Raw genomic sequence first — 12567 nt, 5'->3', positions numbered from 1 at the left:
AAGCTTGCGCAGACACGGGATAACCCTATAATTCATCCCATGCTGCACTGCAACATAAACCGGGTCTCACTCAGTTTCGGCGCAGATACCTTTTTACTAACCTTCTGGAGAATTGAATATGCTGACCGTAGAACAAGTGATGGCCTCACAAAAAGCCAATGTTGAAACCCTGTTGGGCCTGACCGCCAAGGCCTTCGAAGGCGTGGAAAAGATTGTCGAACTCAACATGAGCGCCTCCAAAGCTGCTCTGGCTGAGACCGGTGACACCACCAAGGCCATGTTGAGCGTGAAGGATGCCCAGGAATTGATGGCACTGCAATCCAGCCTGCTGCAACCTCTGGCTGAAAAAACCGCTGCTTACAGCCGTCACCTGTACGAAATCGCCACGGGCGCTTCCAGCGAGTTCACCAAGGCTTTCGAGAGCCAGGCTGCTGAAGCCCAGCAACAATTTGCTGGCATGGTTGAAGCCGCCGCCAAAAATGCACCTGCTGGTTCCGAAACCGCCGTGGCTGTGATGAAGAGCTCGGTGGCTGCTGCCACCAACGCCCTGGAATCTGTGCAAAAAGCGGTCAAGCAAGCGACTGAAGTGGCCGAAGCCAACTTCAACGCTGTGGCTTCCACTGCAACGGCCAAGCCAGCTGCCAAAAAGCGTTAATTGATACAGCCCGGCAAGTCGTCTGACACTATTTTTTTAGGGCTTAGCGCCTAAAACCAAGGGGAAACCCTGACTTGCTTGGTATGATTTGAAACATTGAAAACGAAAGTTTTCCAACCGTTGTCTCCTCGGGTCCTTTCGAAACCTTCAGGTTCAGGGACTCCTTAAGGGTTGGTCGCAAGACCAACCCTTTTTTTTATTTTTCCGGATCAGGTCGGTGCATCCGTGATGGTTCCGGTCAAGCTGCCACCGAGCAACTCGGGCAGACGCGCCATTGGCATCTTGAAGCCACTGGCCTGCGCATGACCACCGCCGCCCATGCTGGCGGCCAGCGGAATGCAATTGAAATCAGACCTGGAGCGCAGGCCACACTTGATCGCCACTTTTTTGTCGACACTCCAGAGCAAGGCGAAGGTGCCCGATTTCTTGCTCAGCAAGTCACCCACCAGGCTGTGAAACACACCGGGCGCGTTGACCATCAAGCCCGTCACGCCGTTGAAGACCACCGGGCTCGCCGACTCCGCGATCAACTCGGCCAATTTCTGGAACTTCTCGTCCATGGCATGGCCACGTTCAATGAAGGCAGCCAGGTGCGCGTCGTCCATCCGGGTAATGTGCTGCCAACGCGCAAAGTCAAACGGCTCCATATCCAGCGCCGCCAGAAAGCTGGCACTTTCAGGGTATTGCCAGACCCAGATGTCACGGTCCTCGACGAAACGCACCAGGTCCGGCACCGGCTGCTCCGGATGGAAAAACTCCCAGGCCAGGCGCGCACCCGACTTATTCATGTCGAAATGCACCACCCCGCAGCGGCAAACAAAGCCGGTGAGTTTCTCGGCCGCGCTCAGGTGGTGGTCCAACATGACCAGCTTGGCAGCGCGCTCTTCCATGGCGCGCAGGATCACCTCGCCGAAAGAAAAATCGAGAATGTAGACCGCGCGCCCGTCCAGCGGTGGCAAGTCGTCCACCGAACGGACATCACCATGGTCCAGGGCCAGAAATTCAGCCTTGCCCTGGTAATAAATCCAGGCCGCCAGCGCTGCGGCAAAACCGTCGGGGCAGGTGTGGCCGTGGTAGATCACGAGGGGCCGGGGGTCGTTGTGATCGGGCTTGACCAGCAAGCTCAGGGGCAATATGGATTTCATGGGATAAATATAATTGATCAATGAGTGTAGACAATAACCCGACGATTTTCATAGGCATCGCCGAGCCCGATGCCACCCAGTTTGATGCCTGGTCGCACCAGCCGCTGCTGGTTTCCATCGAGCAAGGCGGCATTGACTGGCCCAGTTCCTGCCGCAACGGCACCTGCCGCACCTGTTTCAGCAAATTGGAACGCGGCCAGGTGCGCTACGAGATCGACTGGCCAGGCTTGAGCGCCGAAGAAAAGGAAGAAGGCTATGTGCTGCCCTGCGTCGCCTACCCTTGCTCGGATGTGGTGCTGCAACACCAAAGCTTTTGAATAAATCACCGCGATGGGCGTAAGTCGGGTCGCGGGATTTTTTTGAACCTGATTTTTCGGTCCAACTCGATCGCATCCTTTTTCACCTGACGCTCGGCATCCAGCGTTTTGCCTACAGCCAGCCATTGGGCAAATTCTTCGGGTGTTTCCAGCGTCATGCGACCAATGACGCCTGAGCGAAAGTCGTAAATCGCAATCTCGGCGGCCTTTTGCAAATTGATCTTTTTGCCGCCTTGCAGGGCTCCACGCTGGCGCCCAATGGCCTCCAGCAACTGCTCGTCGGTCAGGTCGGCCACATCGGCAAGCTTGAAACGGGCTTCAAGTAAAGCCGGGTAATGCGTCTTTAAATAGTCCAGCAGTTCCAGCGCCACTTCTTGTTCATCAAAGGCGTTGCGCCCGACCGCACCGCTGGCGGCCAGGTTGTAACCGCTCTTGGCCACGATGATGCGCGGCCACAGCATGCCGGGCGTGTCATAGAGGTAAAAGTCGTCCGCCAGGCTGATGCGCTGCTCCAGCTTGGTCACACCAGCCTCGTCGCCGGTTTTGGCCGCGCGCTTGGCGGTCAGCGTGTTGATCAGGGTGGATTTGCCCACGTTGGGGATGCCGCAAATCAGCACCCGCATCGGCTTGACCATGCCGCCACGGTTGGGCGCCAGCTCAAAACAGGCCTTGATCAACGCCTTGGCGGGCGCGGCCATACTGGCGTCCAGGCCGATGGCGCGGGTACCGCTCTGGCTGTTGTAATGCGCCAGCCACTGGGCCGTGCGCTCGGGGTCGGCCAGGTCCTGTTTGTTGAGCACCTTGAGTGTCGGCTTACCCTGGGTCAGTTCGGCCAGCATCGGGTTGGCGCTGGAGGCGGGCAGGCGCGCGTCGAGCAGTTCGATCACGACATCGATGTTTTTGATGCGCTCGGCAATTGCCTTTTGCGTCAGGTGCATGTGCCCGGGGAACCATTGAATTGCCATGTTTGATTGATCCAGTAGAGGCCTCAAGCCTGTCAATGTTCTGACCGAACCGGCGCGCGCGCGGCCTTGACTTCGGAGCGCTGCGTCTTGGCTTGGCGCACCCGCCTGACCGAGGCCCGCGTCGGTTTGGTCGGCTTGCGCGTTTTGGGCGGCTGCGCCACACTGTTGACCAGCTCGTGCAGGCGGATCAGCGCGTCAAAGCGGTTCATTTCCTGGGTGCGGTGCTGCTGCGCCTTGAGCACCAGCACGCCGTCCCGGGTGATGCGACTGTCATGCAGGGCCAGCAGTCGTTCCTTGACATCGTCCGGCAGGCTGGAAGCCATGATGTCAAAGCGCAGATGAATCGCGCTGGAGACCTTGTTGACGTTCTGGCCACCCGCGCCCTGCGCCCGGATGGCTGTGAGCTCAACCTCGTCCTCGGGCACGTGCAAGGGCTCGACAATCACAGTCATCGCTGTCACACCATCGAAACTGTGGGTTCGGTCTCTGGCGCGTGGACATAACGCGCCACAAACGCACCCACGGCGCGCTCGGGCAGTTGCAGCCACACCGTGTGGCCACTGCCGGGGGCGACCGCCACGGCGGCACCGTCAAAGCTTTCCATGCGGCTGATCTGCACATCAGCATTGCCATCCGGGTGGATGATCTCGAGCCAGTCGCCCACCGCAAAGCGGTTGCGCACGTTGACTTGCATCAGGCCGCGCGACGCATCAAACGCCACCGCGTCACCCACATACAGGCTGCGACCCGACTCGGAGTACCCGCGCAGGTAATTTTGTGTGGCCTCGGGCGTGTGGCGCTGGAAAAAGCCCGAGGTATAGCCCCGGTTGGCCAGGCCCTCCAACTGCCCGAGCAAGGCAGGGTCGAGCTCGCGCCCGGCCACTGCGTCGTCAATGGCGCGGCGGTAGCTTTGCACCGTGCGCGCCACGTAATACGGGCTCTTGGTGCGGCCCTCGATCTTGAGAGAATCGACGCCAATCTCCACCAGGCGTTTGACGTGCTCGATGGCGCGCAGGTCCTTCGAATTCATGACATAGGTGCCATGCTCGTCTTCCTCGATCGGCATGTAGCTGCCCTCGCGCTGGCTTTCCTCCAGCATGTAAACCTGATCGGCCTCGGGTGAACGCTCAATGTCACCCTGACCTGGCAACACGCCAGCGCCGGTGCGCTCGTCCTGTTCGCGTTCGCGTGCCATGGCCGCCTGGCGGGTCAGCACATCGCCCGAGGCATCGACCACGCCTTTTTGCGTTTTGTAGTCCCAGCGGCAGGAATTGGTACAACTGCCCTGATTGGCGTCGCGGTGGTTGAAATAGCCCGACAGCAGGCAGCGACCCGAATAGGCAATACACAAGGCGCCGTGCACAAAGACTTCGAGCTCGGTGTCGGGACAAGCCTGGCGGATTTCGGCCACCTGGTCCAGCGACAGCTCGCGCGACAAAATCACGCGGTGGATGCCCACGGTTTTCCAGAACCTGACCGCGGCGGAATTCACCGTGTTGGCCTGCACCGACAGATGGATTTCCATCTCGGGCCAGGTCTCGCGCACCATCATGATCAGGCCGGGGTCGGACATGATCATGGCGTCGGGTTTGAGCGCGATCACCGGCGCCATGTTGTCAATGTAGTGCCTGACTTTGTTGCCGTGCGGAAAGATGTTGGACACCAGAAAAAACCTGGCACCCTTGGCGTGCGCGGTGTCAATGCCCTGCTTCAAGACCTCAATGTCGCCAAAGTCGTTGTTGCGCACGCGCAAGGAGTAGCGCGGCTGGCCGGCATAAATGGCCGTGGCACCAAAGGCCAGCGCGGTTTCCAGCATGGCCAGTGACCCGGCCGGGGCCAGCAGTTCAGGGGTTTTCATGGCGTGTGTCAACTCAGGCCTGCGCTGCAATGGGGGCCAGCCCGGGCCGCACATCACCGCACTGGGCGCGCTGGCGCAACGCGTGCTCCATCACCACCAACGCCAGCATGGCTTCCAGGATGGGTGTGGCGCGAATACCCACGCAGGGGTCGTGGCGGCCCTTGGTGACCACTTCGGTGGGCTGGCCCGCCATGTCGATCGAGGTGCGCGGCGTCAAGATGGAACTGGTCGGCTTGATCGCCACCGACACCTCCAGGTCCTGCCCGCTGGTGATGCCACCGAGCACACCACCGGCGTTGTTGCCCATGAAACCCAGGGGGGATAGCGAATCACCGTGCATGCTGCCACGTTGCGTCACACTGGCAAAACCGGCGCCAATTTCCACGCCCTTGACGGCATTGACGCCCATCATGGCGTAAGCAATGTCAGCGTCCATCTTGTCGAACAGCGGCTCACCCAAGCCCACCGGCACGTTCGACGCCGACACGCGCAGCCGTGCACCACACGAATCGCCGCCCTTGCGCAATTCACTCATGTAGGCTTCAAGCGCTGAGACATCGGCCACTGGCGCAAAAAACGGGTTGTTGGGCACATGCTCCCACGACTCAAAGGCAATCGGCAATTCGCCAACTTGCGTCATGCAGCCGCGAAACACAGTGCCGTATTTCTCAAACAGCCATTTCTTGGCCACCGCGCCGGCCGCCACCATGGGCGCCGTCAGGCGCGCACTGGAGCGGCCACCGCCGCGTGGGTCGCGAATGCCGTATTTCTGAAAATAGCTGTAGTCGGCGTGGCCGGGGCGAAAGGTCTGGACGATATTGCCATAGTCCTTGCTGCGCTGGTCGGTGTTTTTGATCAGCAGGCAAATTGGCGTGCCGGTGGTTTTACCCTCATACACGCCCGACAAAATCTGCACCGCATCGGGCTCGTTGCGCTGGGTGACGAACTTGCTGGTGCCCGGCCGGCGCCGGTCCAGGTCGGGCTGGATGTCAGCCTCGGACAGCGCCAGCCCTGGCGGGCAGCCGTCGATCACGCAGCCAATGGCCGGGCCGTGGGATTCACCAAAGTTGGTGACTGCGAATAAATTTCCAAAGGTATTGCCGCTCATGGGGCGCGATTATCCCAGAGCGGGGCCCGAACCCGGGCGCATCAGGGCAAGAATTACAGCTTGGGCGCGTCGTCAGGCGCCTGGCCTTCGGGCCAGTCGTGAATGTAGGCCTTGAGCATCTTGTTCTCAAAGTTCTGGCTGTCCACCACAGCGCGGGCCACGTCATGAAAACTGATCACACCCATCAGCATTTTCTTGTTCATGACCGGCATGTAGCGCGCGTGGCGGTCCAGCATCATGCGGCGCACTTCGTCCATGTCGGTTTCCATGGTACAGGTCAGGGGGTGGTCGTCCATGGCGGTACGCACAATGGTCTTGTCGATCACCCCGCCGGTTTTCACCAGCACCTGAGTCAGTTCGCGCACCGTGAGCATGCCCACCAAGTCACCGTGGTCCATGACCACCAGCGAACCAATGTCACGTTCCGCCATGAGCTTGAGCGCGCTGACCAGGGGCTCTTCAGGTGTAACCGTGTAAAGCGTACTGCCCTTGATGCGCAAGATATCACTGACTTTCATGGTGCTCCTCGTGTTGGATAGGTCACAGTTGACCGACTAAGTTAACTGAAATATAGCCCACAATTCAGTCGTCGCCATCAGTGATTTCCATCAGCTTGCGGTTATTTGTTCAAAAATTGCGGTGGCAAACCCCTTGTTACCCTGAAAGGTTCCCATGCCCGGTTATTCCGACCCAGGTTTTGACACCCTCGCCCTGCACGCGGGCGCAGCGCCCGACCCCGCCACCGGCGCCCGCGCGCTGCCCATTTACCTGACCACCTCGTTTGTTTTCGAGTCCAGCGACCACGCCCAGTCGCTGTTCAACCTGGAGCGCGCCGGCCATGTCTATAGCCGCATCAGCAACCCGACCAACGCGGTGCTGGAGCAGCGCATCAGCGCCCTGGAAGGCGGCATTGGCGCCATAGCCGTGGCCAGCGGCCAGGCCGCGCTACACCTGAGCATCGCGACGCTGATGGGCGCTGGCAGCCACATCGTGGCCAGCACCGCGCTGTATGGCGGCAGCCAGAACCTGCTGCACTACACGCTGCGCCGCTTTGGCATCGACACCACCTTTGTCAAGCCCGGCGACGTCGACGGCTGGCGCGCCGCCGTGCGGCCCAACACCCGGCTCTTCTTTGGCGAGGCCGTGGGCAACCCGGGGCTTGACGTGCTCGACATCCCCACGGTCTCGGCAATAGCCCATGAGGCCGGCGTGCCGCTGCTGGTCGACGCAACCCTGACCACGCCCTGGCTCATGAAGCCGTTCGAGCACGGCGCCGACCTGATCTACCACTCGGCCACCAAGTTCCTTAGCGGGCACGGCACCGTGATCGGCGGGCTGGTGGTGGATGGCGGCAGTTTTGACTGGGACGCCTCAGGCCAATTCCCCGAGCTGTGCCAGCCCTACGACGGTTTTCACAACATGGTGTTTTCCGAAGAGTCCACCGTGGGCGCGTTCTTGCTGCGGGCGCGACGTGAAGGCCTGCGCGACTTTGGCGCCTGCCTTAGCCCGCATTCGGCCTGGCTCATCTTGCAAGGCATGGAAACGCTGCCGCTGCGCATGGCCCGCCACATGAGCAACACCCAGAAAGTGGTCGAATTTTTGGCCAGCCAAGCCTTGGTGGCGCGGGTCGGCCACCCCATGCTGCCCAGCCACCCCAGCCACGCGCTTGCCGCAAAGCTGCTGCCACGCGGTGCGGGCTCGGTGTTCAGTTTCGACCTCAAAGGCAGCCGCAACCAAGGCAAGGCGTTTGTGGAAGGTCTCAAACTGTTCAGCCACCTGGCCAATGTGGGCGACTGCCGCAGCCTGGTGATTCACCCGGCCAGCACCACCCACTTCCGCATGGATGACGCAGCGCTGGCAGCGGGCGGCATCACGCAGGGCACGATCCGCCTGAGCATTGGCCTGGAAGACCCGGATGATCTGATTGACGACCTGAAACGTGCCTTGAAAACCGCGGAGAAAGCAGCATGATCTTCAACGTCAACGGCACACCCACTTACTGCTACACCGGCGGCAAAGCCTTCGATGCCGCCCAACCCACCGCCATCTTCATCCACGGCGTACTCAATGACCACAGCGTCTGGATCCTGCAAACACGCTACCTGGCGCACCACGGCTGGAATGTGCTGGCGCTGGATCTGCCCGGCCATTGCCGAAGCGGCGGCGAGCCACCGGCCACTGTGGAAGAGGCCGCCGACTTTGTGCTCGCGCTGATGGACGCGGCAGGACTGGCGCAAGCCGCGCTGGTCGGCCACAGCTTTGGCGCGCTGATTGCGCTGGAGGCGGCGGCCCAAGCACCGCAGCGCGTGAGCCAGCTGGTGTTGGTGGGCATTGCCTTCCCCATGCGCGTGTCCCCTGCCCTGTTGGAGGCTTCCGTCAGTGCGCCGATGAAGGCGCTGGAAATGGTCAATGTGTTTTCACGTTCCACGCTGGCGCCACCGCCCTCGGCCCTGGGGCCGGGCACCTGGGTTTATGGCGCGTCGATGGCGCTGGGCCGGCGGGTCATCGCGAGCAATTCAAAGAGCAACGTGTTTTACACCGGCTTCAAAGCCTGCGACAGCTACCAGAATGGCCTGCAGGCCATGGCCCGGGTCACTTGCCCGGTGCTTTTCGTACTGGGCCAGCTGGACCAGATGACGCCGCCCAAAGCGGCCCAAGCGTTGATCAAACTGGCCCGCGATGGCCGGGTGGTCTATTTGCCTGGTGGACACCAGCAGATGAATGAAACGCCTGAGGAGATGCTGGCGGCGTTGCGCGGGTTTTTGACCAAGCACGAAATGGGGTGAGGAGGAATCACAAAAGATTCCAGGCTCCATGATGAACCTGAATCTACGTGTCAAATTTTGTTGTTTGTTTGACAATTCACAAGTTGACGAGCGATCTTGGTGTTAAGGTGCGCGCTCCAATGGAGCTCATACGGTCAGCGCCGTTTGTCATCAATCAGTCCCAGAGCGCCACGCCCAACCAAGGCAGAGCCGGCCACCCCGAAGCGGAAGGGCATTGATCCTAGTCAATCTGTGGAGAGCAAAATGCTAAGTGGAAAACTGAGCCGACGCACCGCAATCGCATCGAGACAACGGCTATGTGCTACCGCAAAAGGCAAATGGGCTGAGGCGCCTGAACGTCGGCAGACCATTGCCCCTGACGTTGCGCGACGACTGCTTCACGGGCTGCGCGTGCATCAGGCTGAGTTGGAGTTGCAAAATGAAAAGCTACGTCATGCACAGCTCGCGCTGGACGACGAGCGTGCGCGCTATTGTGATCTCTATGATTTGGCGCCCGTGGGCTATTGCACTTTGAGTGAGCAGGGCTTGATCCTGGAGGTCAACCTGACGGCGGCGAAGCTGCTCGGTGTGGCCCGAAGCGACCTGATTCAGCAAGCTTTCAGTCGCTTCGTCGTCCATGAAGACCAGGACATCTATCACCAACATCGCGACAAACTTGTTGACTCCGGTCTGACGCAATGGTGCGAATTGCGAATGAAGGCTCATGACGGCACGCCGTTCTGGGCCCATCTGGAGGCATCCATCGCGCAGAATGCCGATGGCGCGTCGCTGCATCGCGTCGTCCTGTCCAATATTTCCGAGCGCAAACTTCTGGATCGGTCTCTGGAGGAAAGAAATCTGGAACTCGAAAACGCCAGAAAAGTCGCGGAAATGGCCAATCGGGCGAAATCCGATTTTCTATCCAGCATGAGCCATGAACTGCGCTCCCCCCTTAATTCTGTCCTGGGATTTGCCCAATTGCTGGAATCGAGTACGCCTGCACTTACATCAGCTCAACAAAGCAGAATTGATCAAATTCTGCGCGGGGGTTGGTATCTGCTGACCCTCGTGAACGAAATTCTGGATCTGTCCTTGATCGAGTCGGGCCAGAATGCCTTGTCGCTCGAACCGCTGTCGCTCACCGAAGTATTACTGGATTGTCAACGCATGATCGAACCACAAGTTCAAACAAGCGGCATCGACGTCAATTTCGCGCAGTTCACCAGTCCGTTTCTGGTCATTGCGGACGCGGTGCGCCTCAAACAGTTGATCGTCAACTTGCTAACCAACGCCATTAAATACAACCACCCTGGTGGAACCGTCGATGTGACCATTGACGACACGATACCCGAAGTTTTGCGAGTCAACGTTCGGGATACCGGGCAAGGTTTGTCGCCCGAAAAGCTTTCCCATCTATTTGAGCCCTTCAATCGACTTGGCCAGGAAGGCGGCATGATCGAAGGAACCGGTCTCGGTTTGGTGGTTGCAAAGCGCCTGACTGAAATGATGGGCGGCAAAATCGGCGTACAAAGTACGGTTGATGTTGGCAGTGTGTTCTGGGTCGATCTCACCCGGACACAGGCGCAACGTGCGGACGCAGAGCAGGTTCATGTGGATATGGACCCCGCCAATGCCGCGCTGAACCAATCGCCTTGCATCGTGATGTATGTGGAAGACAACCCGGCCAATATGGAACTGGTGGAGCAAATCCTTGCCGCTCGTCCCAACATTCAATTGCTGAGGGCCAGCAATGGAATTCAGGGCATAGAAATGGCACGCACCCACCTTCCAAGGGTCATTTTGATGGACATCAACCTCCCAGGTCTGAGCGGCGTGGAGGTGCTGAAGATATTGCGCCAGGATCCGCTGACCAAGCACATTCCCGTCTTGGCCATCAGTGCCAATGCCATGTCTGAGCATATCCTCAAGGGTTTGTCTGCCGGATTTTTCCAGTATCTTACAAAACCTTTCAAGGTAAAGGAGTTCTTGAAAGTGCTGGACTCGGCGATGGCCTTTGCGCGAACCCAATCGCCGATGGCGATTGAAGTACCGTGACTTTCGCTCCTTGATGCCGGCCACAGGTCAGTGGCTGCGATGATGATGTCCAAGGCATCGCGCAGCGCCGTGATTTCAAAGCGACTGTTGAGACCGATGTAGCGCCCTTTCAGCCGACCGGTGGGATCACGGCCTGCGCATTTTCATGTCACTTGTAAAACGCCTCGACCTTGCCCTTGAGCTTGATCAGCAGCGGGTTGCCCTTGCGGTCGCGCGTCTTGCCGGCAGGCACCTTGACCCAGCCTTCGCTGACGCAGTATTCGTCCACATTGAACAATTCCTTGTCGTTGAGCCGGATGCCAATGTCGTGCTCAAACACGGCAGCCAGGTGATGCGGGCTGCGCGCGTCGGTGGACAGGTGATCGGGCAGTTCAGGCTTTTGTGGGATGTCGGTCATGAGGTACTTCTTTGGATATCAAAATGAAAGGAACCGATTTTCCAACATTCGGCAGCGAGAATTTCCAGGTGCGTCACAGCGCCTGACGCAGCGTCAATTCCTGCCAGCGTCCGTTTTCCCATAAATGCAGGGTGCTGGGCTCGCAGGGCAGCAGCAAGGCGTGCAACAAGGCCTGCAGCGGCGTGCTGTCGGGGTCGGCCAGCAGCACGTAGCGCGCCTCGTCGTCGGCACCTTCCTCCTGCAACTCACCGATCCAGTCCAGTTCCACCAGCGTCTCCAGCACAGGCTCGAGTTGCAGGGCGTCGACCTTGAGCAACTGCGTCAACCCGGTCATGGTCAATCCCCTGGCCGGGGCGTCCCGCAAGGGTGCCAACTGCTGCAGCACCTCAATGGCCAGCAAAAACTGCCAGCCCTGGGCCGTGGCACGGCGCTGCACGCCACTGAGCAAGCTGGGCAAGTAGGCGGCAATGACCGCGCCCAGCAGCACAATGACCCAGCCGACATAAATCCAGATCAACATGATGGGCAGCGTGGCAAAGGCGCCGTACAGCACCGAATAGGTCGGCACCTGGCCCAGGTAAAGGACCAGCAGTTTTTTGGCCGCTTCAAAGCCCACCGAAACAAACAGGCCACCCACCCAGGCGTGGGACCAGCGCACATGGGTGTTGGGAACATAGCGGTACAGCGCGGCCATGCCCCAAGCCAGCAACACAAATTGCAGGCTGTCCAGCAGCAGTTCAAGGCCGCCCGGCAAGCCCCCCACCAGGCCTTTGGAAGCCGACAAGGCATAAGACGTCAGGCTCAGGCTCAACGCCAGCAAGATGGGCCCGAGTGTCATCACCGCCCAGTACACCAGCACCCGTTGCCCCAGCGGGCGTGGCTTGCGCACCCGCCAGATGGCGTTCAGGGTGCGGTCGATGGTCAAAATCAGCGCCAGCGCGGTGATGAACAGCACCGCCAGGCCGACGCCGCCAAGCTTGCTCGCCTTGCCGGCGAACTGCGTCAGGTAGCCCAACACCTGGCGCGCGATGGTGTCTGGAATCAGGCTCTCGATCAACCACTGCTGCAGCACGCCCTGGAACTTGGCAAACATCGGGAACGCGGTGAACACGGCCAGCAACACCGTGACCAGCGGCACCAGCGCAATCGTGGTGGTAAAGGTCAGGCTGCTGGCAGTGAGCCCCAAACGATCTTCCCGAAAGCGCTCACGCAAGGTGTAAGCGGTGTTTTTCCAGGGAAAATTGGACAGGTCGCTTAAAAAGACATCCAGCCTCTGGGGCCAGCTCATGCGTGTTGTGGGGG

Annotated in this window: 13 protein-coding genes; 5 read left to right on the top strand and 8 right to left on the bottom strand. The window is 59.7% G+C overall.

Annotated features, from left to right (window positions below):
- Positions 1-118 precede the first annotated feature (118 nt).
- Positions 119-655 (top strand): phasin family protein, encoded by a 537-nt coding sequence (locus tag Q7U49_RS13155; RefSeq protein WP_304764717.1) that lies wholly within the window; start codon positions 119-121, stop codon positions 653-655.
- A 209-nt stretch (positions 656-864) separates the two neighbouring features.
- On the opposite strand, the gene Q7U49_RS13150 is transcribed toward Q7U49_RS13155, so the two are convergent.
- The gene (locus Q7U49_RS13150) at positions 865-1800 is read right to left on the bottom strand and encodes a DHH family phosphoesterase (protein WP_304764716.1); all 936 of its coding nucleotides are present in this window, start codon (positions 1798-1800) and stop codon (positions 865-867) included.
- A gap of 20 nt (positions 1801-1820) precedes the next feature.
- Here Q7U49_RS13150 and Q7U49_RS13145 point away from each other — a divergent pair, with 20 nt between their 5' ends.
- On the top strand, positions 1821-2117 hold the full coding sequence (locus tag Q7U49_RS13145) for a 2Fe-2S iron-sulfur cluster binding domain-containing protein (RefSeq protein WP_304764715.1): 297 nt from the start codon (positions 1821-1823) through the stop codon (positions 2115-2117).
- Between the two features lie 5 nt (positions 2118-2122).
- Here the strand turns inward: Q7U49_RS13145 and ylqF are convergent, their stop codons facing one another.
- Genes ylqF through Q7U49_RS13120 form a run of 5 tightly spaced genes read right to left on the bottom strand, consistent with a single transcriptional unit; the run spans position 2123 to position 6566 of the window.
- Complete coding sequence (gene ylqF, locus Q7U49_RS13140) at positions 2123-3082, bottom strand: ribosome biogenesis GTPase YlqF (RefSeq protein WP_304764714.1); 960 nt, start codon at positions 3080-3082, stop codon at positions 2123-2125.
- Between the two features lie 32 nt (positions 3083-3114).
- Positions 3115-3534: an alternative ribosome rescue aminoacyl-tRNA hydrolase ArfB gene (gene arfB / locus Q7U49_RS13135; RefSeq protein WP_304764713.1), complete on the bottom strand. Its 420-nt coding sequence runs from the start codon at positions 3532-3534 to the stop codon at positions 3115-3117.
- A 5-nt stretch (positions 3535-3539) separates the two neighbouring features.
- Positions 3540-4940, bottom strand: a complete 1401-nt coding sequence (yegQ, locus tag Q7U49_RS13130) for a tRNA 5-hydroxyuridine modification protein YegQ (RefSeq protein WP_304764712.1) — start codon at positions 4938-4940, stop codon at positions 3540-3542.
- A 13-nt stretch (positions 4941-4953) separates the two neighbouring features.
- On the bottom strand, positions 4954-6048 hold the full coding sequence (gene aroC / locus Q7U49_RS13125) for a chorismate synthase (protein WP_304764711.1): 1095 nt from the start codon (positions 6046-6048) through the stop codon (positions 4954-4956).
- A gap of 53 nt (positions 6049-6101) precedes the next feature.
- The gene (locus tag Q7U49_RS13120; protein ID WP_304764710.1) at positions 6102-6566 is read right to left on the bottom strand and encodes a CBS domain-containing protein; all 465 of its coding nucleotides are present in this window, start codon (positions 6564-6566) and stop codon (positions 6102-6104) included.
- Between the two features lie 154 nt (positions 6567-6720).
- Here Q7U49_RS13120 and Q7U49_RS13115 point away from each other — a divergent pair, with 154 nt between their 5' ends.
- From Q7U49_RS13115 to Q7U49_RS13105, 3 genes are all read left to right on the top strand, one after another.
- Positions 6721-8019, top strand: a complete 1299-nt coding sequence (locus Q7U49_RS13115) for an O-acetylhomoserine aminocarboxypropyltransferase (RefSeq protein WP_304764709.1) — start codon at positions 6721-6723, stop codon at positions 8017-8019.
- On the top strand, positions 8016-8834 hold the full coding sequence (locus Q7U49_RS13110; RefSeq protein ID WP_304764708.1) for an alpha/beta fold hydrolase: 819 nt from the start codon (positions 8016-8018) through the stop codon (positions 8832-8834). The genes Q7U49_RS13115 and Q7U49_RS13110 overlap by 4 nt, the downstream gene beginning before the upstream one ends.
- Before the next feature lie 243 nt (positions 8835-9077).
- Positions 9078-10868, top strand: a complete 1791-nt coding sequence (locus Q7U49_RS13105) for an ATP-binding protein (RefSeq protein WP_304764707.1) — start codon at positions 9078-9080, stop codon at positions 10866-10868.
- 148 nt (positions 10869-11016) lie between these two features.
- On the opposite strand, the gene Q7U49_RS13100 is transcribed toward Q7U49_RS13105, so the two are convergent.
- Complete coding sequence (locus Q7U49_RS13100; RefSeq protein WP_304764706.1) at positions 11017-11265, bottom strand: DUF3297 family protein; 249 nt, start codon at positions 11263-11265, stop codon at positions 11017-11019.
- 73 nt (positions 11266-11338) lie between these two features.
- The gene (locus Q7U49_RS13095) at positions 11339-12553 is read right to left on the bottom strand and encodes a YihY family inner membrane protein (RefSeq protein ID WP_304764705.1); all 1215 of its coding nucleotides are present in this window, start codon (positions 12551-12553) and stop codon (positions 11339-11341) included.
- Positions 12554-12567 lie beyond the last annotated feature (14 nt).

It is taken from the genome of Rhodoferax sp., from assembly GCF_030653815.1.
Lineage (GTDB): Bacteria > Pseudomonadota > Gammaproteobacteria > Burkholderiales > Burkholderiaceae_C > Rhodoferax.
Note: the sequence above shows the minus strand (reverse complement) of the source record. Positions and strands in the feature narration are given on the sequence as shown.

Excerpts from the sequence above, each read along its gene's own strand:
- Q7U49_RS13155 (WP_304764717.1), top strand. The coding sequence starts at position 119 with ATGCTGACCGTAGAACAAGTGATGGCCTCACAAAAAGCCAATGTTGAA.
- Q7U49_RS13150 (WP_304764716.1), bottom strand. The coding sequence starts at position 1,800 with ATGAAATCCATATTGCCCCTGAGCTTGCTGGTCAAGCCCGATCACAAC.
- Q7U49_RS13145 (WP_304764715.1), top strand. The coding sequence starts at position 1,821 with ATGAGTGTAGACAATAACCCGACGATTTTCATAGGCATCGCCGAGCCC.
- ylqF (WP_304764714.1), bottom strand. The coding sequence starts at position 3,082 with ATGGCAATTCAATGGTTCCCCGGGCACATGCACCTGACGCAAAAGGCA.
- arfB (WP_304764713.1), bottom strand. The coding sequence starts at position 3,534 with ATGACTGTGATTGTCGAGCCCTTGCACGTGCCCGAGGACGAGGTTGAG.
- yegQ (WP_304764712.1), bottom strand. The coding sequence starts at position 4,940 with ATGAAAACCCCTGAACTGCTGGCCCCGGCCGGGTCACTGGCCATGCTG.
- aroC (WP_304764711.1), bottom strand. The coding sequence starts at position 6,048 with ATGAGCGGCAATACCTTTGGAAATTTATTCGCAGTCACCAACTTTGGT.
- Q7U49_RS13120 (WP_304764710.1), bottom strand. The coding sequence starts at position 6,566 with ATGAAAGTCAGTGATATCTTGCGCATCAAGGGCAGTACGCTTTACACG.
- Q7U49_RS13115 (WP_304764709.1), top strand. The coding sequence starts at position 6,721 with ATGCCCGGTTATTCCGACCCAGGTTTTGACACCCTCGCCCTGCACGCG.
- Q7U49_RS13110 (WP_304764708.1), top strand. The coding sequence starts at position 8,016 with ATGATCTTCAACGTCAACGGCACACCCACTTACTGCTACACCGGCGGC.
- Q7U49_RS13105 (WP_304764707.1), top strand. The coding sequence starts at position 9,078 with ATGCTAAGTGGAAAACTGAGCCGACGCACCGCAATCGCATCGAGACAA.
- Q7U49_RS13100 (WP_304764706.1), bottom strand. The coding sequence starts at position 11,265 with ATGACCGACATCCCACAAAAGCCTGAACTGCCCGATCACCTGTCCACC.
- Q7U49_RS13095 (WP_304764705.1), bottom strand. The coding sequence starts at position 12,553 with ATGAGCTGGCCCCAGAGGCTGGATGTCTTTTTAAGCGACCTGTCCAAT.